Raw genomic sequence first — 17,151 nt, 5'->3', positions numbered from 1 at the left:
GTGTTTTGGCGGCACGCCGCCACGCTTGAACCTGGCGCTGCCGGGTGATGCGTTGGGTGCGTGATTGTCGGCGCGGCGGGTCGAGGCGGGCGACAGCCGGGGTGAGCCTCGGACGAGACGGCTGGCCGGTCACGGTGCCCTCCGATGCCAGCCGCACGCCTGGCCGGGACAGCGCACCGGGATCCGGCAGCGACCACCGGATGCCGTGCGCCTTCCACAGCGAAGCGGGGTTGACCAGATACGGGACCGCCACGCGGGCGGCAGCGGGCCGGTTTGGTCGTGTCGGGCGTCGGCGCAGTGGGGATCGACGGTCGCGTCCGGGTCACCGATTAGCTCGGCGTCGGCCACCAGCAGCACCGTGTCCCCGTCTGAGCCGACCGCCGTCACGGCGAGGCAACCCGGCAGTCCAACATCGCACAAATGTGCGGAACGGTGATCGTCGATCAGCAGCGTCGCGTCGAGGTCGGTCATCGGGCGGCCGCCTCCCGTTTCGCCGAGCACCAGTGACAAAGGCCACTCTCGGGATCGACGGGTGCGGGCCGCCCGCACGGGCAAAGGCGGCGTGCCGGCTTCCCGGCGTGGCCGTCTGGTTCGGCGGCGCTAGGCGTTGGCACCGTAGTCCTCTCCTCTCGGTCGGTTGTCTGGTGGGTTCCGTTAAGGCGCTCGGTAGTTTGCTGGACACGCTCGGTGTGGTCGGTGGTGCGGTCGGTGATACCGCCCAGCGGCGTGGTGTCCGGCTCGGGTGGCCGGGTGTAATCCAAGCGCTCGTCACCAACTTTTCCGTTTTTATGCGTGACATCCGTGACATCCGTGACATTTTCGGAAAACAGCTGGTCAGATGGTGTTTCCGTTGTCACGGATGTGTCACGGATGTCACGCTCATCCGTGCCGTTGTCACGCTTGTCACGGATCGGATTTTCATCCGTGACGCGCTGACCTGCGATGTCACGCTTGTCACGCATGTCACGCTTAGGGGCGGGCGGGAGCCAGTGCGCCCAGGCTTGACCGAGCCCATCTTCGCCGTCAACCCGGTAGCCTCTGGCGCGTGCTTCTCCGATGCGGATGGTGTCTGACGCCACTCCGTAGCGTTTCAATTCCTTTGCTAGCCGACGCTCGTTGAGGGGCTTGCCCCACACGTCAAGCCACTCCGATTCCGCGTCGGATGTCAGCGCGGCGATGATGTCAACCGAAAACATGCGGTCGCGCTCACCGAACACGGCGCGGACATCTCGAAGCAACCGCGTGCCGAAAGACAGCCGATCCTCGGTGCTGTCGCACTCAAAATGCTCGCAGGCGTCGCGGGCGCGCTCAGGCCAATCGGCGCCGGCGGCGTCAGCAACCGCCAGCAGTGCTTCCCATATCTCAGCGCGCCGGTCGCGCACCCCGGCCGGCATAACTGGCCGAGCCTTCGCCAGCGTGTCGAGGGTGGCTGCGGCCCATGCCTCGATACGCGCCCGCAACGGCCAGGCCTCAATGTCAACATCCCGTTCACGCCAGTCATCCAGCAGTTCGTCGGCGAGCCGGCGGCGCATATGCATGACGATTGCCCGGCTGGTGACCGTGCGCGGAATCTTGCCCTCCAGCCCGGCCAGCGCCGCTGGCGCAAACACCCGAAATTCGCGCACGTCCATGTTTTTCGCGTCGCCGACGCAGCGGTCGACGGTGGCGCCCCGCCGGTATCCGTTGTCGTAGAGCGCTCGTAATTCCTCAGCCTGGCCGGTCGCTCCCCGGCTCCAAACGGCGTCGGCCTCATCCTGCAGAACAGTCGGCGGCCGGTCACCCCCGGCGTGGATGCGCCGATACAAAGCTGCTGGAGATGTCGAGACGATGAGCCGTGGCGCGTAGCACAGCTTTTCGAGAACTTCCAGCACCCGAGTTTTGCCGCTACCCCATTCTGGCGACTCAAGCACAAGCCTCGGTGTGACATAGAACGCTTCGATCGCCCATGTGTGAACAGCCCATAAACTGAGCGCGACAAGGTGGTGTTCGGTTGGAAGCGCCAGGAATCGAGCGGCGAATGATTCGATGTCGTCCAGCAGCTTCGCGCCGTTCGGCTCGTCTTCCGCGTACCAGTCGCGCAGCTCGTCGGCTCGGTCGTCAGCAGTGGTAGTCATTTCGAGGCCTTTCGTGGGATTCGTGTACCGGCCGCCTCGGCGGTGCGGCGCTGTGTGATCTCGGCGGCTATCGCCGGCCAATCCGCTGCCGCTGCAATGTCTTTCGATGCTTCGGCGAGCGCTTCCTGCGCGGTCTCCATCCGCAGCACGTGGTGCTCGCCGGCGACGGCCAGCGCCAAAAGTTTCCGGGGATCGCCGTCGGCCAGCGCGCACCAGCCTGGCGTGCCCGCCAACGGAAGCGGCCCGCCGCAATTCGCTTGGGAGAGTATAGATTCGATGAACGTGTGGACCGACCACCATGAGACTTGCCGGCTTTCGGGACATGTCGCGGTCATCGGCCGTCACCGACCTGTCGCCTGGTCGGGTCGAGCAGTCCGACGCGCCGGCCGACCCGCCAGCACGACCGGCACATGCGCCGACGCAAGGTGGTGGGTGAGCGCAGCGGCGCGCCGCACTCACGGCAGGTCGGCGCGGTGCTACACTGGGCGAGTCCTTCAGCGGTTAATCGAGGGCCGGGCGGCAGCGCCCGGCCTTCGCCGTTCATTTGGCACCGCCGGCGGTCATGGCGACGTCCAGCTCGTTCAAGTCAACTCGGACGATTCGCTTGCCGTTGCGGTACAAGCGGATTCGACCGTCGGCACCCATCTGGCGGATCGTGCGGGCGCTTACCCCGAGATAGTCGGCGGCTTCTTGCGGGGTGGCCCACCGGCGGGGAGGAACGACAGCAGACGCGGTTTTCGCGGGCATGCGGAAACTCCTTGCATATCAAGGGTTTCCGGTTGCCTAAGCCGGTGTCCCGACGAATAACCGCCGGGTTTCGCGCACCGCGAGGTCTGAACCTAAGGCTAGCCCATCGCGGCGTTGGATGCCATGATGCGCCGTCTCACGGCGTGTCGCGTGCGGGCGAGCTCGGCCCGCAGCACGGCCGGATCGAGACTGACCTGCCAGTGGACAGGACAAACAGCCACGGCCGCCACTTCTAGCGGCACCAGCAGCTCGGGGGCGGTGTAGCGCTTGGCGACCCGACGGGCGCCAAGGCGCCGTAGCGTCCGCGCGTCGTAGTCGGCCTGGCGGGCGCGCAGCATATCGGCGAGGGTGCGCCCGGTGGCGTCGGTGATCTTCTCGGCGGCTTGTCCTAGCTTGTCGAGCAGTGCGGCCGGTGGCGCGGCTGGTACTACCCGGTCGGGAAGCCGCTGCCACAGTTTCACGACAACCAGCTCGGGGTCGGCGGCGTCGGTGTGCACGTCGGCCAGCCGGGAGCCGCAGCCGTCGATCCCGCACACTACGAGCAGCGTCGGCGGCATGCGACGCCCGGCGTTCTCCCACCAGTCCAGCAATCGCGGCGACAGGTAGTGGCTGTACGAATCATCCGGTGGCTGAATACTCGGGCCGCCCACGTGTTCCTCGACTGGGCCGCCCAGGTGCTCCTCGACCGCGCGCATGATGCGCTGATGAACGTACTCTAACTCGTCTGCGCTCATTAGGGTCTCGCCCGGTTCTCGGCGAGTTTGCTTAGCAGTGCGGCGATTTCACGGTCCCGGCCTTGCGCGGCGTGCTGGTAGCGCATCGCGGCCTGCGGAGTGCTGTGACCCAAACGGCTCATCAACTCGGCCAAGCTCGCCCCAGTGGCCGCGGCCAGCACCGCGCCGGAATGCCGCAGATCGTGAAAGCGAAGGTCGGGCCGGTTGGCCGCGTCACGCGCTTTGTAGAAGTGCCGGTTCAAGGTGGCGGGCGCTAGGTGGCGTCCACTCTTAGCCGGGAACAGCAGTGAATCACGCGCGCCGCCAACGTGTCTGGCGAGATGTTCCTCGATGGCGGGCAGCAAGTGCGGCGGGACCGCCACATCACGGACACTGGCGCCGGATTTCGGTGTGGTGACCTGGAATTGGCCGCCGTGGACACGCACCACGGCGCGACGCACCCGGATCACTTCATCGGACAGGTCGATGTCCATGCGGCGCAGCTCGGCGAGTTCCCCGAAACGCAACGCGCACCACGCGCCGAGCAGCACCATCAGCTTGTACTCGTCGGGCATCGCATTGGTGATGATCTCCAGCTCGCCGAGCGTGGCGGGCCGGATGCGGTGGACCCGTTTGGCGGTGCCCGCGCCGCGGATCACGCACGGATTGAGAGCGATCTTGCCGTCGCTGGTCGCGGTGCCCAGAATCGTCCGAATTAACCCGTAGCAGTGCGCGCGCAGGGTAGGGGTCTTGCGGTGGCTCATCGCCGCGTGCCAGCCGCGCACGTCCTCGACCGTGATGGACGCCAGCGGCATGCCACCGAATGCGGGCAGCAAGTGGTGGTCGAGCAGCTTGCGGTAGTGCTCGCGGGTGCGCTCCTTCAGGTCGCGCTGGGACAGCCAGGTTTCGGCGTACTCGGCGAACGTCAGCTTCGGCTCGGCCGGTCGCTCGGCCTCCGGTGGTGTCCATGCGTTGCGCACGATCTCGGCCTGCTTGAGCGCCAGCCAGGCGCGGGCCTCAGCCTTGGTGAGAAACAGGGTGGGCGCTTTGTGGCGGCGGCCGTCCGGCCCGTAGTAGCGGGCGCGGTAGCCGGTGGCGAGCTTATCGACCGATCCGAACGTGCCGGAAGTGCGGTTCCTGCGACCCGCTCCCCGCGTCATTGTGTGATTCCCAGTCCTCTTGGCTTCTCAGGTCATGACCTGAACATGACCTGACCATAGCACACTTGCTTCCGCTTGCCGCCGCGTGCTTCCTGTTGTACTGTCCGTTGTAAGCGCAGGCAATTCAACGTCGGCGCTGGTCAACAAGTAAAATCCAGCAAACCGATTGGACTGGTTCAATCCCAGTACGGCGCACCAGTGTTTACGCAGGTCAAAGGCGGTAGTTAGCCGATTTATCAGACTGTACATCGGATGCGCACCGTGGTGTGGGGGTCCGAGACGGGCGCCGGGGTCAGCCGCCCCCACCGCTGCTGGTGGCGATGTGTTGAGGGCAGTAAACACTGGCTGCGATGCCGACGAACCTTTCGGCGTTGTGCACCATGAATCCCGGGTTGGCTTCTGTGAGCTGCTTGACAACATCCGGGGCCGACGTGCCGTTGTCCATCTCCATGCACACCGCTTTTCCGGCCGCTACCACTTTGGTTGCGTTGCTGTAGGTGATCCCGGCGTCTTTTAGTCCGAAGTTGCGGCGGGTCAGTTAGGCAATTTGGGGGTTGAGCTGGGGTCTGTGCGGGTTGGTCTGCCGAAGGTGTAGCCAGTGAATATGGTGTGTTGATGCTATTGATTGACGAGTTCGCCTTGTAATATTCAGTTATGGTCAAACCTGTGCGGATGCACGTAGCCCGGACTCCGAGCAAATATGTGGACAAGGCCGGCAACGTGCACCGCTATGAGTCGGTGCTGGTGCGTCGCACCTACCGCGACGGGACGAAGGTCCGCCACGAGACCCTGGCCAACCTGTCCAAGTTGCCCGCGGAGGTGATCGCCGCGATCGAGGCGACGCTGAAGGGACAGGTGATGGTGCCTGCCCAGTCGGCCTGCACCATCACCCGCTCGCTGCCGCACGGGCATGTGGCCGCAGTGGCGGCGATGGCGCGTCGGCTGGGGTTTCCGGCGCTCCTGGGTCCGGCGTGTCGATCCCGCGATCTGGTGCTGGGGTTGGTTATTTCGCGGGTGATCCGTCCGGCGTCCAAGCTGTCAACGTTGTCGCGGTGGGCCGATACCACCTTGGGGCCCGACCTGGACGTGGCTGGCGCCTCCACCGATGAGGTGTATGCCGCGATGGACTGGCTGGCGAATCGTCAGGACGCGATCGAGAAGAAGCTGGCCGCTAAACACCTTGGGCCAGCGGCGAACCCGTCACGGATGGCGTTGTTCGATCTGACCAGCTCATGGGTGACCGGGCGGTGCTGTGAGCTGGCCGCCCATGGCTATTCCCGCGACGGCAAAAAGGGCCTGCCGCAGATCAACTACGGGGTGCTCACCGACCCGGCCGGACGCCCCGTGGCGGTGCGGGTGTTTTCCGGAGATACCGCCGACCCGGTCGCGTTCACCGACATCGTCGAGGTGCTGCGCGACACGTTCGGGTTGACCCGGCTGGTGCTGGTGGGGGATCGCGGCATGATCACCAGTGCACGCATCAGCGCACTGAGAGAGCTTAACACCGATGCGGGAACCGGTTTCGGGTGGATCACCGCCCTGCGTGCACCCCAGATCGCCACCCTGGCCGCCGACAAGGGACCGCTGCAGATGAGCCTGTTCGACACCCAAGATCTCGCCGAGATCGCCCACCCCGACTACCCCGGGGAACGGTTGATCGCCTGCCGCAACCCCGCCCTGGCCGCCGAGCGGGCCCGCAAACGCGCCGCGCTGCTAGCCGCCACCGAGGCCGACCTGGCCGCCATCGCCGAGCGGGTGGCCCGCGGCACCCTCAAGGGGGCAGGCAAGATCGGTGAAGCCGTTGGGCGGATCATCGTCAAACACAACGTGGGCAAGCATTTTCACCGCACCATCACCGACACCAGCTTCACCTACCAGCGTGACCAGGCCGGCATCGATGCCGAGGCCAGCCTCGATGGCATCTACGTGCTGCGCACCAGCGTCGACGCCGATACCCTCACCCCAGCAGCCGTGGTGGAAAGCTACAAAAACCTCGCCCACGTCGAGCGCGACTTCCGCAGCATCAAGGCCGATGATCTGGATCTGCGGCCCATCCATCACCGCCTCGATAAGCGTGTCCGCGCCCACGTGCTGATCTGCCTGCTGGCCTGCTACCTGGTCTGGCACCTGCGTAAAGCCTGGGCGTCGCTGACCTTCACCGACGAACACCCACCCGCCCGCGACAACCCCGTCGCGCCCGCACAACGCTCACCACAGGCCCAGGCCAAAGCCTCGACCCAGCACGACCCAGACGGTAACCCGCTGCGCAGCTTCCGCGGCCTGCTCGATCACCTAGCGACCCTGACCCGCAACGACATTCACTACCACGGCACCAACGCCACGGTACCCACACTGGCCGAACCCACCCCCGACCAACGCCGCGCCTTCGACCTTATCGGCACCCCCATCCCGCTGACCGCCGCGTAGCCAGAACCACGACCCCACACCACCAGCAAAAACCCACGTCAGCCACGAATCCACCCACCCAAACCGCCGCAACTTCGGTTTAGTGCCGCGAGAAATCTCGCGTCGTCACCGGCGGGATCGGCCTGCACCGGCACCGCGAAGGCGATCACGGCGATGACTCCAGCCGCGACCAGCGGAAGTCTCATGGTTTCATCATTGCCCGGGCGTGGCTGATCCGCATGCGGTTCTCCGTCAAGAAGACACGAAGAGCTGATGCGCCAAGCGGGTCACCACCGAACCGCCAGGAGGCACCGGATAGTCTCTCTCGGACAGCTACTCGACGGCTGGCAGTGCTGCCCGCCCAGACCGTGATGCGAACCGGCCCGGCTACCTGGTCCGCTCATCGTCGAAGGAGGACGTCATGGCCAAGATCGTGCTGGTGTTGTATCCGGATCCGGTTTCCGGCTATCCGCCGGTGTATGCCCGTGACAGCATTCCCGCGGTCCGCGGCTACCCTGGGGGTCAGAGTCTGCCGAGCCCGTCGCGGATCGATTTCACTCCCGGTGAGCTGGTGGGCTGCGTCTCCGGTGCGCTGGGTCTGCGGAAATTCCTTGAGGATGCCGGCCATCAGCTGGTGGTGACCGCCGACAAAGACGGCCCGGACTCCGAGTTCGAACGGCACCTGCCCGACGCTGATGTCGTTATCTCCCAGCCGTTTTGGCCCGCGTATTTGACTGCTGAGCGGATTGCAAAAGCCGCTAAGCTCAAACTGGCCATCACCGCGGGGATCGGCTCGGATCACGTGGATCTCGACGCCGCGATCACCCGGGGCATTACGGTCGCCGAGATCACCTACAGCAACAGCATCAGCGTCGCCGAGCATGCGGTCATGCAGATCCTTGCGCTGGTGCGCAACTTCATCCCGTCGCATCAATGGGCGGCGCAGGGCGGCTGGAACATCGCGGACTGTGCTGCGCGCGCCTACGACCTGGAGGGCATGGATGTGGGGGTGCTCGCCGCCGGGCGCATCGGGCAAGCCGTGCTGCGCCGGCTGGCGCCCTTCGATGTCAACCTGCACTACACCGACACACACCGGCTGCCGGCCGAGGTCGAGCGGCAACTGGGCGTCACCTACCACCCCGAGGTGCAGTCGCTGGTGCGTGCGGTCGACGTGGTCTCCATCCACGCCCCGCTGCACCCGCAGACCTATCACCTGTTCGACGAGAAGCTGCTGGCCTCGATGCGGCGTGGTTCCTACATCGTCAATACCGCCCGCGCCGAAATCTGCGTGCGCGACGCGGTCGTGGCCGCACTGAACAGCGGTCAGCTCGCGGGCTATGCCGGCGACGTCTGGTACCCCCAGCCCCCGCCGGCCGAGCACCCGTGGCGCCGCATGCCGTACAACGCCATGACTCCCCATGTCTCGGGCACCACGCTGTCCGCCCAGGCGCGCTACGCCGCGGGCACCAGGGAAATCCTCGAAGACTGGTTCGCCGGCCGGCCCATCCGCGAGGAATACCTCATCGTGGCCGGGGGCCAGCTGGCCGGCACCGGCAAACGGTCCTACACCGCCGGAGCCGCCACCAGCCTCGGCGGCAACCGGTAGAGACATCCCGCTACGATCCCCTGGACTGCGCCAGCGGCACCGCCGAACCGAACCCCGTCAGGTAACCGCGGTGGCCGGCGGCGATGTCCGGCCGTAGCGGCGCAGCGGCCGCAGCCGGGGCAGCTCCCAGACGTCGCCATCGAGCACACCGGGCAGCTCGGCGGTTTTGAACACCGGCTTTTGGCCCGCGGCGGACTGGCGGTGGAAATCCCGCACGGCGGCGAACGCCCACTCACCCAGCAGGCAAATCGCGATCAAGTTGCCGACTGCCACCAATGCCATCCCGACATCGGCGAGCGACCACACCACCGCCAGCTTGGCCAACGCCCCCACGGCAACCGCCACCAGCGTCACCACCTTGAGCACCGCAACCGCCCGCCGCCCCGCGCCCAGGAAGAACAAGTTGGCCTCGGCGCAGACATAGTTGCTCAGCACCGCGGAAAACGCGAAAACGAACACCACGATCGTCATCACGCCGGTGGTCCAGGATCCCAGGCCTGCGGCGATCGCCGTCTGTGTCAGGCTGGCGCCGGCGATCGCCGCCGGGCGAGCCGGGTCATAGATGTCCGGACCCGAAACCATGACGATGAACGCCGTGGACGTGCACACCACCATGGTGTCGACGAAAACGGCGAGGGACTGGATCAAGCCCTGCTCAACCGGATGAGACACCGTCGCGGTGGCCGCGATGTGGGGCGCACTGCCCATACCGGCCTCGCTCGCAAACAGCCCCCGCTTGACCCCGTTGAGCATCGCGGCGGTGATGCCGCCGCCAAAACCCCCGGCCAACTGCTTAAATCCGAACGCGCCGCCGAGGATCTGTGCGATCACCGCCGGCAGATGCGCGATGTTGACCGCCACGATGACCAGCGCCAGCAACACATACCCGGTTGCCACGATGGGAAGGACAAAACCCGCGACCTTGGCCACCCGTCGAATCCCACCGAAGAGCACCGGCGCGGCAAACGCGACTAACCCCAGCGCCGTCCACTCCGCCGTGACCGCATGCGAGGTCTTCAAGACGTCGCTGATCGCGTTGGCCTCCACCATGGTGAAGGCGATCCCGAACGTGAACACCACCAGAATCGCGAAGACGATCCCGCCGGGCCGCGAGCCTAGCCCCCGCTGGATGTAGAACGCCGGACCGCCCCGGAAGGCACCGTCTTTCGAGCGCACCTTGAAGATTTGCGCCAGCGTGGCCTCGATCAGTGCCGTCGCCATACCGACCGCCGCCACCACCCACATCCAGAACACCGCGCCGGGACCACCCACCGTGAGGGCAATGGCGACCCCGGCGATGTTGCCGATGCCGACCCGAGACGCCAGGCCCACGCAGAACGCCTGGAACGACGAGATGCCACCGGAGTGACCGTGCGAGCTCCGGATCTGGTGAAGCATTCTGCCGAAATAACGGATCTGAACAAAGCGGGTCCGCAGCGTGAAATAGATCCCCACACCGATGAGCACAAAGATCAGGACGTGGGTATAGAGGATCGTGCTCAGCGGATCGATCAACTGTTCCTGGAGGAAGTCCATCTTCACTTCCCTCCAAAAACCTGGCCGCCGCTTGACTGCAAAATCGTACGGGCGAGATGTTGACGATAGGTTTCACCACTCCGCGAGCGCAGCACGAAGCTGTAACGATTGGATTACCCCACGGCCCCGCTGTGAGCCCGGCAGGACCACGACGATGCGGATCATGTTCGTCAACGGTGTACCGACAACATCCGTCAACCTAGGGTTGACACCATGACCGAGTCGAGACCCGTCGACCCGATCCGCCTCGATGACCTGATCGACACCATCAAGCGCGGCCACCACGACGTCCTGGAGCAACTCACCGCCGCCGTCCTGGCCGCCGAGCGTCTCGACGAGATCGCCGACCATTTGATCGGGTATTTCGTCGATCAGGCGCGCCGCGCGGGAGCCTCCTGGAGCGCTATCGGCAAAAGCATGGGCGTCACCAAACAGGCGGCACAGCAGCGGTTCGTCCCCCGGGCGGACATCCTGGCGCTCGAGCCCGACCAGGGCTTCGAACGCTTCACGCCGCGAGCCCGCAACGCCGTCGCCGCGGCCCAGAGTGCGGCACACGATGCCGGTAATGCCAAGATCGCACCCGAGCACCTGCTGCTGGGTGTGCTCAGCGATCCGACCGCGCTGGCCACCGCGCTGCTGCGTGCCCAACGGGTCGACGCCGAAGCCGTCCGCGCGGCCGTGACACTTCCCGCCGCCGCCGAGCACCTCCCGGAGGTGATCCCGTTCAGCGGCCCCGCACGCAAGGTACTGGACTTGAGCTTTCGTGAGGCACTTCGCCTCGGCCACAAATACATCGGCACCGAACACCTGCTGCTCGCGCTGCTCGAACTCGAAGACGATGCCGGACCGCTGCACCGGTCCGGTGTCGACATGGAGCGCGTTGCGGTCGACCTGATCACCATCCTGGAGTCGATCACCGCCGGAAAAGACGTTGGCGGTGCGACCGATTCCGCGGCCGATTACCCGGCCGGAAACAGCGGTTGACGGTGCCATCTCGCACAGCGGCGGCCCGCGGCGCCTACAGCAAAGGTCTACGGCAAAGGTCTACGGCAAAGGTCTACGGCAAAGGTCTACGGCAAAGGTTGTGTCGGCTTGACGCAGCTACCCACAACCGCCCGCCGGCACTATCGTCGAGGCCTGGCAGGGTCACGATTACGCACCGGCGCGGCCTCGATGCCGCCGGACCGCCGCCGGCGGCATCAAGACGCCCCTCCGCACCTATCCGAGGAACGAAACATCATGAACCGCTTAAGCTTTCCCGCTGTTGCAGATCCCGCTGTCGCAGATGAAACCCCTGCATTGGTCAGGCTGCACACCAGGCTGGAACGCAGCGCCGACGATGACGGCCTGTTCGACATCGCCTACCGCACCGTCGACACCCCGGTGGGTGTGCTGCTGCTGGCGGCCACCGACACCGGACTGCTGCGGGTCGCCTACGACGTCGAAGACCACGCCGCCGTGCTGACCGCGCTCGCACACTCAGTCGGCCCGCGCATCCGATGCGCCCCGGCGCGGCTGGACGCCGCCGCCCGCCAGCTCGAGGAGTATTTCGTCCGACAGCGAAAATACTTCGAACTGCCGATCGACCTTCGCCTGGTAACGGGCTTTCGGCGCACCGTCATCGAGCACCTGCGCGGCATCGGCTACGGGCAGCGCGAAAGCTACGCGCGCGTGGCCGCCGCCGTCGGCCATCCCGGCGCGGCCCGTGCGGTGGGCACGGCATGCGCGCACAACCCGTTGCCGGTGGTCATCGGGTGTCACCGGGTGGTGCGCTCGGACGGTTCGCCCGGTCAGTACGCCGGCGGAGCCCGGGCGAAGGCGGCGCTGCTGGACCTGGAAGCGGCCTAGCCGCAGTGGATGCCGAACAACCCGTGACGCACCCGGAGATGAACCGGGACGCGAGGCTTCGCGGGCGGGATCCGGGCGACCCACCGCCGGCGGTGACGGTGCACCTCGCCACCGGGGGCCACGTCGCCACCGGGGGTTTTGTCGCCACCGGGGGTTTTGTCGCCACCGGGGGTTTTGTCGACACCGAAGAGCTGGCGGCGATCGCGGCCCGAACCTTTCCACTGGCGTGTCCGCCGTCGGTGACCGCGGAGAACATCGCCTCATTTATCGCGGCGAACCTTTCCGCCGAGCGCTTCACCGGATACCTGAACGACCCCGGGCGGTTGATTTTCACCGCACAGCACGAGCATCGAATCATCGGCTATGCCATGCTCGTTCGCGGCGCCGCCGAAAATGCCGAGGTAGCCCGGGCGGTTGGCCTGCGCCCCGCGGTCGAGCTTTCGAAAATGTACGTGCTGCCGGACTATCACGGTCAGGGGGTATCGACGGCGCTGATGGACGCCGCGCTCCGCGGTGCAACCCGGTGGTCCGCGCGTTGTGTCTGGCTGGGCGTTAACCAGCACAACCGGCGCGCCCAACGCTTCTATGCCAAGCACGGCTTTACCGTCTGCGGCACCAGGAGGTTTCGGCTGGGCAGCGGTGTCGAAGACGATTACCTCATGGTGCGCGTCTTCGACCCTGCCGGATGACCCGGCTCCGGCGGTGTCCACCGCTGCCGGGGGCGTGCGTACCGACGCCATCGCGGCGTGCTCCAATCGTGCTCATGCCCGACCCTGACACCGGCCACACCGAAGGGGGCAAGCTCAGCCTGCTGGGCGCGGTCCGCGAGCTCGACGACGCCGAACTGCTTGCGCTTTACGACTACCCGGCCGAACATCGCGGCATTTGGCTGCGGGCGAACATGATCACCAGCCTTGACGGCGCCGCTGCCGTCAAGGGCACCACCGGCGGCCTCGGGGGCTCGGGCGATCGGCTGGTGTTTCACCTGTTACGCGAGCTGGCCGACGTCATCCTGGTCGGCGCGGGCACCGTGCGGATCGAGAACTACTCCGGGGCTCGCCCGAGTATCGCCCAGCGTCAGCGCCGGCAGACTCGCGGCCAAACCGAGGTTCCGCCGCTGGCGATCGTCACCGGCTCGGGTCGCCTCGATCGCGATCTGCCGGTATTCACCCGCACCGAGGTAGCGCCGCTGGTGTTGACCAGCACCGCCGCCGCCGCCGAAACACGCCGCCGGCTTGCCGGTCTCGCCGACGTCATCGCCTGCTCCGGCGAGGATGCGACGGCCGTCGATGAAGCCGCCATCCTCGTCGCGCTGGAAAGTCGCGGCCTGCGCCGGGTGCTGACCGAAGGCGGCCCGATGCTGCTTAGCGCTTTCGTCGACCGGGACCTGCTCGACGAGCTGTGTTTGACGATCGCCCCGGTGATCGTCGGCGGGCAAACGCAGCGCCTCACGCCCATGGCGACGGCCCCGGGCCGGATGCCGACCCGAATGCACTGTCGGCACGTGCTCACCGACGAAGCCGGCTATCTGTACACCCGTTACGTCACGGTCGGGCGCCCACGGTCCTGATCCCCGATCGCTAGGGTGGTCGGCATGGGTCGGCACGCCATGCCCGCACTGGTCGTGATGTCGGTGGCTGGGCTGCTCGCCGGTTGCGTCCCGGGCCTGGCCGCAGACCCGCGATTCGCCACCAATTCCGGCGCCCGCCCGCACGCGCGGGTCACCACCACGCCGCCGGCGAGCGGGCCACCGCCAATCGCGGCGCCGAAGAACGACCTGTCCTGGCGGGACTGCACGTCGCGGGTGTTCGGGGGCGCGGCGGTCCCCGTGGCGCCGGGTGTGCACCTGGACTGCGCCAGCTACGATGCCGACCTCGACCCGGCCAACGGCGCGGCCGGGACACTGAGCATCGGCGTGGTTCGCGCCCGCTCGGATCAGACCCCGCCCGCGGCCGGCCCGCTGGTGTTCACCACCGGCTCGGATCTGCCGTCGTCGGTCCAGCTGCCGGTCTGGCTATCCCACGCGGGCGCCGACGTGCTGCGCAGCCACCCCATCGTGGCCGTCGACCGGCGGGGCATGGGCATGTCGAGTTCGGTGGACTGTCGCGATCCCATCGACCGTGAACTGATGCGCGATGAGGCGCAATTCGAGCCGGGTGACGACCAGGTCGCCAACCTCAGCGACGTCACCGAGAAGGCCACCACCAGTTGCACCGATACCATTGCGCCCGGCGACTCCGCCTACGACAACCAGCATGCCGCCACCGATGTCGAGCGCCTGCGCAGTATCTGGGATGTGCCCGCACTCGCGTTGATCGGTGTCGGCAATGGGGCCCAGATTGCGCTGACCTACGCCGGTTTGCATCCCGCCAATGTGGCCAGGCTGATCCTCGACTCGCCGGTGGCGTTGGACGTGGGCGCCGAAAACGCTGCCGAGCAACAGGTCCAGGGCGAGCAGGCGGCGCTCGCCGCGTTCGCGGCGCAGTGCGCGGCGCTCGACTGCCCGCTGGGTCCCGACCCCAGGGGCGCCGTCGACTCGCTCCTGGCCGCCGCCCGAACCGGGCACGGCCCCGCGGGTGCGTCGGTGGCGTCGGTAGCCAATGCCATCACCACCGCTTTGGGTTTCCCCGTCGGCGACCGCGTCGGTGCCACCCTGGATTTGGCGCGTGCGCTGGCCACCGCCCGCTCCGGTGATACCAATCTGCTGACCAGCCTGATCAACCGGGCCGAATCCCTGCGGGGCACGGATGGTCAGTTCATCAACACGTGCAGCGACTCCCTCAACCGCCCCACCCCGGACCGGATTCGCCAACTGGTGGTCGCCTGGGGCAAGCTCTATCCGCAGTTCGGCGCCGTCGGCGCGCTCGGACTGACCGACTGCATCCACTGGCCGAGTGCCGCTGCGCCGCAACCGCCGAAGAACCTCAAGATCGACGTGTTGTTGCTGGGCGTGCAGAACGACCCGATCGTCGGCTCACAAGGGGTTGCCGCGACGGCCGCCATCGTCATCAACGCGGGCACGGCCAGCAAGCGGGTGATGTGGCAGGGCATCGGCCACGGCGCCAGCATCTATTCCCCCTGTGCGGTGCCACCGTTGATCGGCTACCTGGACAGCGGCACGCTGCCCCGAACCGACACCTACTGCCCCGCCTGAGGCTTCGGTTTCCGGGTTTTCGGCGGCCAGCTGCCGCGGTGTAGTGTGCGCTGGTGGCGACAGCTGAGTTAATCCGCACCGGCATACGCGATTCCGCGCTGGCCGCGTTTCGTCCCCGTACCCGTGCACCGAGCGCCGCCACGGTACTGCGGTCGGCGCTGTGGCCGATAGCCATCATGTCGGTGATCCACCGCAGCATCGTGCTGACCACCAACGGCAACATCACCGACGACTTCAAACCGGTCTACCGGGCGGTGCTGAACTTCCGGCACGGCTGGGACATCTACAACGAGCATTTCGACTACGTCGACCCGCACTACCTGTACCCGCCCGGCGGCACACTGATCATGGCGCCGTTCGGCTTCCTGTCGTTCACGGTGTCGCGCTACCTGTTCATCTTCTGCAACGTGGTGGCGATTGTGGTTGCCGCCTATCTGCTGCTGCGGTTGTTCGGGTTCACACTGAGCTCGGTGGCGGCTCCGGCGCTGCTGCTGGCCATGTTCTGCACCGAGAGCGTGACCAATACGTTGGTGTTCACCAACATCAACGGCTGCGTCCTGCTACTCGAGGTGCTGTTTTTGCGCTGGCTGCTCGACGACTGCGCGACAAACCGGGTCAGCCGTCAGTGGTGGGCCGGCATCGCGGTCGGGCTGACGCTGGTGGTCAAACCGTTGCTGCTGCCGCTATTGCTGCTGCCGCTGCTCAACCGCCAGTGGCGGGCGGTGGTGGCCGCCGTGGTGGTGCCGGTGGTGTTCAACGTGGCGGCATGGCCATTGGTCAGTGACCCGCAGGACTTCTTCACCCGCACCCTGCCCTACATCCGCAGCACCCGTGACTACTTCAACAGCTCGATCGGGGGCAACGGTGTGTACTTTGGCCTGCCCACCTGGCTGATCGTGTTCCTGCGAATCCTGTTTACCGTGATCGCCATCGGCTGCTTGTGGCTGCTCTACCGCTACTACCGCACCCGCGACCCGCTGTTTTGGTTCACCACCTCCTCGGGTGTGCTGCTGCTGTGGTCCTGGCTGACGCTGCCATTGGCCCAGGGCTACTACTCGATGATGCTGTTCCCGTTCCTGATGACCGTGGTGCTGCCCAACTCGGTGATCCGCAACTGGCCGGCCTGGCTGGGAATCTACGGGTTTATGACACTGGACCGCTGGCTGCTCTTCAACTGGATGCGATACGGCCGGGCGCTGGAATACCTCAAGATCACCTATGGCTGGTCGCTGCTGCTGATCGTGGTGTGCTGCGTGCTCTGCTTCCGCTACCTGGACGCCAGGGCCGAGAACCGGCTGGACAGCGGCATCGATCCGGCGTGGCTGCTACCCGGCAACACAAGCGCTAACGTGGGCACATGAGTGCCGAGGGTTTACCGCCCCCGCGGATACAACTCACCGACGAGGAGTGGCGTCAAAAACTCACCCCCGAGGAGTTCGCCGTGCTGCGCCGTGCCGGCACCGAGCGGCCCTTCACCGGCGAGTACACCGACACCACGACCGCGGGAATCTACCTGTGCCGGGCCTGTGGCGCCGAATTGTTCCGCAGCACCGAAAAGTTCGAATCGCATTGCGGCTGGCCCTCATTCTTCGACCCGTCGAGTTCGGATGCGGTTATTCTGCGCCCCGACCGTTCGATGGGCATGATGCGCACCGAAGTCCTGTGTGCCGGCTGTCATAGCCACCTGGGCCATGTGTTCGCCGGCGAAGGGTACCCGACACCGACGGACGTGCGCTATTGCATCAACTCGATCAGCCTGCGTTTCGTGCCGTCCTGAGGTCCTATCTCACGTATCTCGCGAGAGTGCAACTATCGACGCGTTTCGCGAGAGACACCGTCGCTAGTTGCACTCTCGCGACGAGACCAT

General features: G+C 66.4%; 18 protein-coding genes. 9 read left to right on the top strand and 9 right to left on the bottom strand.

Annotation, left to right across the window (positions count from 1 at the left end; translation table 11 throughout):
• Nucleotides 1-129 precede the first annotated feature (129 nt).
• The 7 genes from QJR12_RS09485 to QJR12_RS09455 all read right to left on the bottom strand — a co-directional run bounded on the left by QJR12_RS09485 (nucleotide 130) and on the right by QJR12_RS09455 (nucleotide 5,272).
• On the bottom strand, nucleotides 130-471 hold the full coding sequence (locus QJR12_RS09485; RefSeq protein ID WP_300581149.1) for a hypothetical protein: 342 nt from the start codon (nucleotides 469-471) through the stop codon (nucleotides 130-132).
• Nucleotides 468-2,114: a DUF3631 domain-containing protein gene (locus tag QJR12_RS09480; RefSeq protein ID WP_300581147.1), complete on the bottom strand. Its 1,647-nt coding sequence runs from the start codon at nucleotides 2,112-2,114 to the stop codon at nucleotides 468-470. The genes QJR12_RS09485 and QJR12_RS09480 overlap by 4 nt, the downstream gene beginning before the upstream one ends.
• The gene (locus tag QJR12_RS09475; protein WP_300581143.1) at nucleotides 2,111-2,449 is read right to left on the bottom strand and encodes a DUF2742 domain-containing protein; all 339 of its coding nucleotides are present in this window, start codon (nucleotides 2,447-2,449) and stop codon (nucleotides 2,111-2,113) included. Before QJR12_RS09475 ends, QJR12_RS09480 begins: the two co-directional genes overlap by 4 nt.
• A 205-nt stretch (nucleotides 2,450-2,654) precedes the next feature.
• Nucleotides 2,655-2,861, bottom strand: coding sequence for an excisionase family DNA-binding protein (locus QJR12_RS09470; protein ID WP_300581140.1), 207 nt, complete (start codon nucleotides 2,859-2,861; stop codon nucleotides 2,655-2,657).
• Between the two features lie 98 nt (nucleotides 2,862-2,959).
• Complete coding sequence (locus QJR12_RS09465) at nucleotides 2,960-3,595, bottom strand: hypothetical protein (RefSeq protein WP_300581138.1); 636 nt, start codon at nucleotides 3,593-3,595, stop codon at nucleotides 2,960-2,962.
• Nucleotides 3,595-4,734, bottom strand: a complete 1,140-nt coding sequence (locus QJR12_RS09460; RefSeq protein ID WP_300581135.1) for a site-specific integrase — start codon at nucleotides 4,732-4,734, stop codon at nucleotides 3,595-3,597. Before QJR12_RS09460 ends, QJR12_RS09465 begins: the two co-directional genes overlap by 1 nt.
• 292 nt (nucleotides 4,735-5,026) lie before the next feature.
• Nucleotides 5,027-5,272 carry a DUF732 domain-containing protein gene (locus QJR12_RS09455; protein WP_300581288.1) on the bottom strand — a complete coding sequence of 82 codons (246 nt, stop codon included), beginning with the start codon at nucleotides 5,270-5,272 and terminating at the stop codon, nucleotides 5,027-5,029.
• 116 nt (nucleotides 5,273-5,388) lie between these two features.
• Here QJR12_RS09455 and QJR12_RS09450 point away from each other — a divergent pair, with 116 nt between their 5' ends.
• Complete coding sequence (locus QJR12_RS09450; RefSeq protein ID WP_300575500.1) at nucleotides 5,389-7,161, top strand: IS1634 family transposase; 1,773 nt, start codon at nucleotides 5,389-5,391, stop codon at nucleotides 7,159-7,161.
• Between the two features lie 38 nt (nucleotides 7,162-7,199).
• On the opposite strand, the gene QJR12_RS09445 is transcribed toward QJR12_RS09450, so the two are convergent.
• Complete coding sequence (locus tag QJR12_RS09445; RefSeq protein ID WP_300581132.1) at nucleotides 7,200-7,346, bottom strand: hypothetical protein; 147 nt, start codon at nucleotides 7,344-7,346, stop codon at nucleotides 7,200-7,202.
• Between the two features lie 215 nt (nucleotides 7,347-7,561).
• On the opposite strand from QJR12_RS09445, the gene QJR12_RS09440 reads away from it, so the two are divergent.
• On the top strand, nucleotides 7,562-8,746 hold the full coding sequence (locus tag QJR12_RS09440; protein WP_300581129.1) for an NAD-dependent formate dehydrogenase: 1,185 nt from the start codon (nucleotides 7,562-7,564) through the stop codon (nucleotides 8,744-8,746).
• Between the two features lie 57 nt (nucleotides 8,747-8,803).
• Here the strand turns inward: QJR12_RS09440 and QJR12_RS09435 are convergent, their stop codons facing one another.
• Complete coding sequence (locus QJR12_RS09435) at nucleotides 8,804-10,282, bottom strand: alanine/glycine:cation symporter family protein (RefSeq protein WP_300581125.1); 1,479 nt, start codon at nucleotides 10,280-10,282, stop codon at nucleotides 8,804-8,806.
• Between the two features lie 213 nt (nucleotides 10,283-10,495).
• On the opposite strand from QJR12_RS09435, the gene QJR12_RS09430 reads away from it, so the two are divergent.
• From QJR12_RS09430 to msrB, 7 genes are all read left to right on the top strand, one after another.
• Nucleotides 10,496-11,266 (top strand): Clp protease N-terminal domain-containing protein, encoded by a 771-nt coding sequence (locus QJR12_RS09430; RefSeq protein ID WP_300581122.1) that lies wholly within the window; start codon nucleotides 10,496-10,498, stop codon nucleotides 11,264-11,266.
• Between the two features lie 255 nt (nucleotides 11,267-11,521).
• A complete protein-coding gene (locus tag QJR12_RS09425) occupies nucleotides 11,522-12,130 on the top strand; it encodes a methylated-DNA--[protein]-cysteine S-methyltransferase (protein ID WP_300581119.1) in 609 nt (202 codons plus the stop codon).
• A 23-nt stretch (nucleotides 12,131-12,153) separates the two neighbouring features.
• On the top strand, nucleotides 12,154-12,819 hold the full coding sequence (locus tag QJR12_RS09420; protein WP_300581117.1) for an N-acetyltransferase: 666 nt from the start codon (nucleotides 12,154-12,156) through the stop codon (nucleotides 12,817-12,819).
• Between the two features lie 74 nt (nucleotides 12,820-12,893).
• On the top strand, nucleotides 12,894-13,700 hold the full coding sequence (locus tag QJR12_RS09415) for a pyrimidine reductase family protein (protein WP_300581114.1): 807 nt from the start codon (nucleotides 12,894-12,896) through the stop codon (nucleotides 13,698-13,700).
• A 24-nt stretch (nucleotides 13,701-13,724) separates the two neighbouring features.
• Complete coding sequence (locus tag QJR12_RS09410; RefSeq protein WP_300581112.1) at nucleotides 13,725-15,284, top strand: alpha/beta hydrolase; 1,560 nt, start codon at nucleotides 13,725-13,727, stop codon at nucleotides 15,282-15,284.
• A gap of 50 nt (nucleotides 15,285-15,334) precedes the next feature.
• Nucleotides 15,335-16,645, top strand: coding sequence for an arabinofuranan 3-O-arabinosyltransferase (gene aftC, locus QJR12_RS09405; protein WP_300581286.1), 1,311 nt, complete (start codon nucleotides 15,335-15,337; stop codon nucleotides 16,643-16,645).
• The gene (gene msrB, locus QJR12_RS09400; protein ID WP_300581109.1) at nucleotides 16,642-17,061 is read left to right on the top strand and encodes a peptide-methionine (R)-S-oxide reductase MsrB; all 420 of its coding nucleotides are present in this window, start codon (nucleotides 16,642-16,644) and stop codon (nucleotides 17,059-17,061) included. The genes aftC and msrB overlap by 4 nt, the downstream gene beginning before the upstream one ends.
• Nucleotides 17,062-17,151: the final 90 nt, after the last annotated feature.

The organism is Mycobacterium sp. (assembly GCF_029961025.1).
Classification (GTDB): domain Bacteria; phylum Actinomycetota; class Actinomycetes; order Mycobacteriales; family Mycobacteriaceae; genus Mycobacterium.
The sequence above is the reverse complement of the archived record's forward strand: the minus strand, read 5'-3'. Positions and strand labels throughout refer to the sequence as shown.

Coding starts and splice junctions, on each gene's coding strand:
- QJR12_RS09415 (WP_300581114.1), top strand. CDS start 12,894: ATGCCCGACCCTGACACCGGCCACACCGAAGGGGGCAAGCTCAGCCTG.
- QJR12_RS09475 (WP_300581143.1), bottom strand. CDS start 2,449: ATGACCGCGACATGTCCCGAAAGCCGGCAAGTCTCATGGTGGTCGGTC.
- QJR12_RS09445 (WP_300581132.1), bottom strand. CDS start 7,346: ATGAGACTTCCGCTGGTCGCGGCTGGAGTCATCGCCGTGATCGCCTTC.
- QJR12_RS09430 (WP_300581122.1), top strand. CDS start 10,496: ATGACCGAGTCGAGACCCGTCGACCCGATCCGCCTCGATGACCTGATC.
- QJR12_RS09435 (WP_300581125.1), bottom strand. CDS start 10,282: ATGGACTTCCTCCAGGAACAGTTGATCGATCCGCTGAGCACGATCCTC.
- QJR12_RS09460 (WP_300581135.1), bottom strand. CDS start 4,734: ATGACGCGGGGAGCGGGTCGCAGGAACCGCACTTCCGGCACGTTCGGA.
- QJR12_RS09485 (WP_300581149.1), bottom strand. CDS start 471: ATGACCGACCTCGACGCGACGCTGCTGATCGACGATCACCGTTCCGCA.
- QJR12_RS09440 (WP_300581129.1), top strand. CDS start 7,562: ATGGCCAAGATCGTGCTGGTGTTGTATCCGGATCCGGTTTCCGGCTAT.
- msrB (WP_300581109.1), top strand. CDS start 16,642: ATGAGTGCCGAGGGTTTACCGCCCCCGCGGATACAACTCACCGACGAG.
- QJR12_RS09410 (WP_300581112.1), top strand. CDS start 13,725: ATGGGTCGGCACGCCATGCCCGCACTGGTCGTGATGTCGGTGGCTGGG.
- QJR12_RS09470 (WP_300581140.1), bottom strand. CDS start 2,861: ATGCCCGCGAAAACCGCGTCTGCTGTCGTTCCTCCCCGCCGGTGGGCC.
- QJR12_RS09425 (WP_300581119.1), top strand. CDS start 11,522: ATGAACCGCTTAAGCTTTCCCGCTGTTGCAGATCCCGCTGTCGCAGAT.
- QJR12_RS09465 (WP_300581138.1), bottom strand. CDS start 3,595: ATGAGCGCAGACGAGTTAGAGTACGTTCATCAGCGCATCATGCGCGCG.
- QJR12_RS09480 (WP_300581147.1), bottom strand. CDS start 2,114: ATGACTACCACTGCTGACGACCGAGCCGACGAGCTGCGCGACTGGTAC.
- QJR12_RS09450 (WP_300575500.1), top strand. CDS start 5,389: ATGGTCAAACCTGTGCGGATGCACGTAGCCCGGACTCCGAGCAAATAT.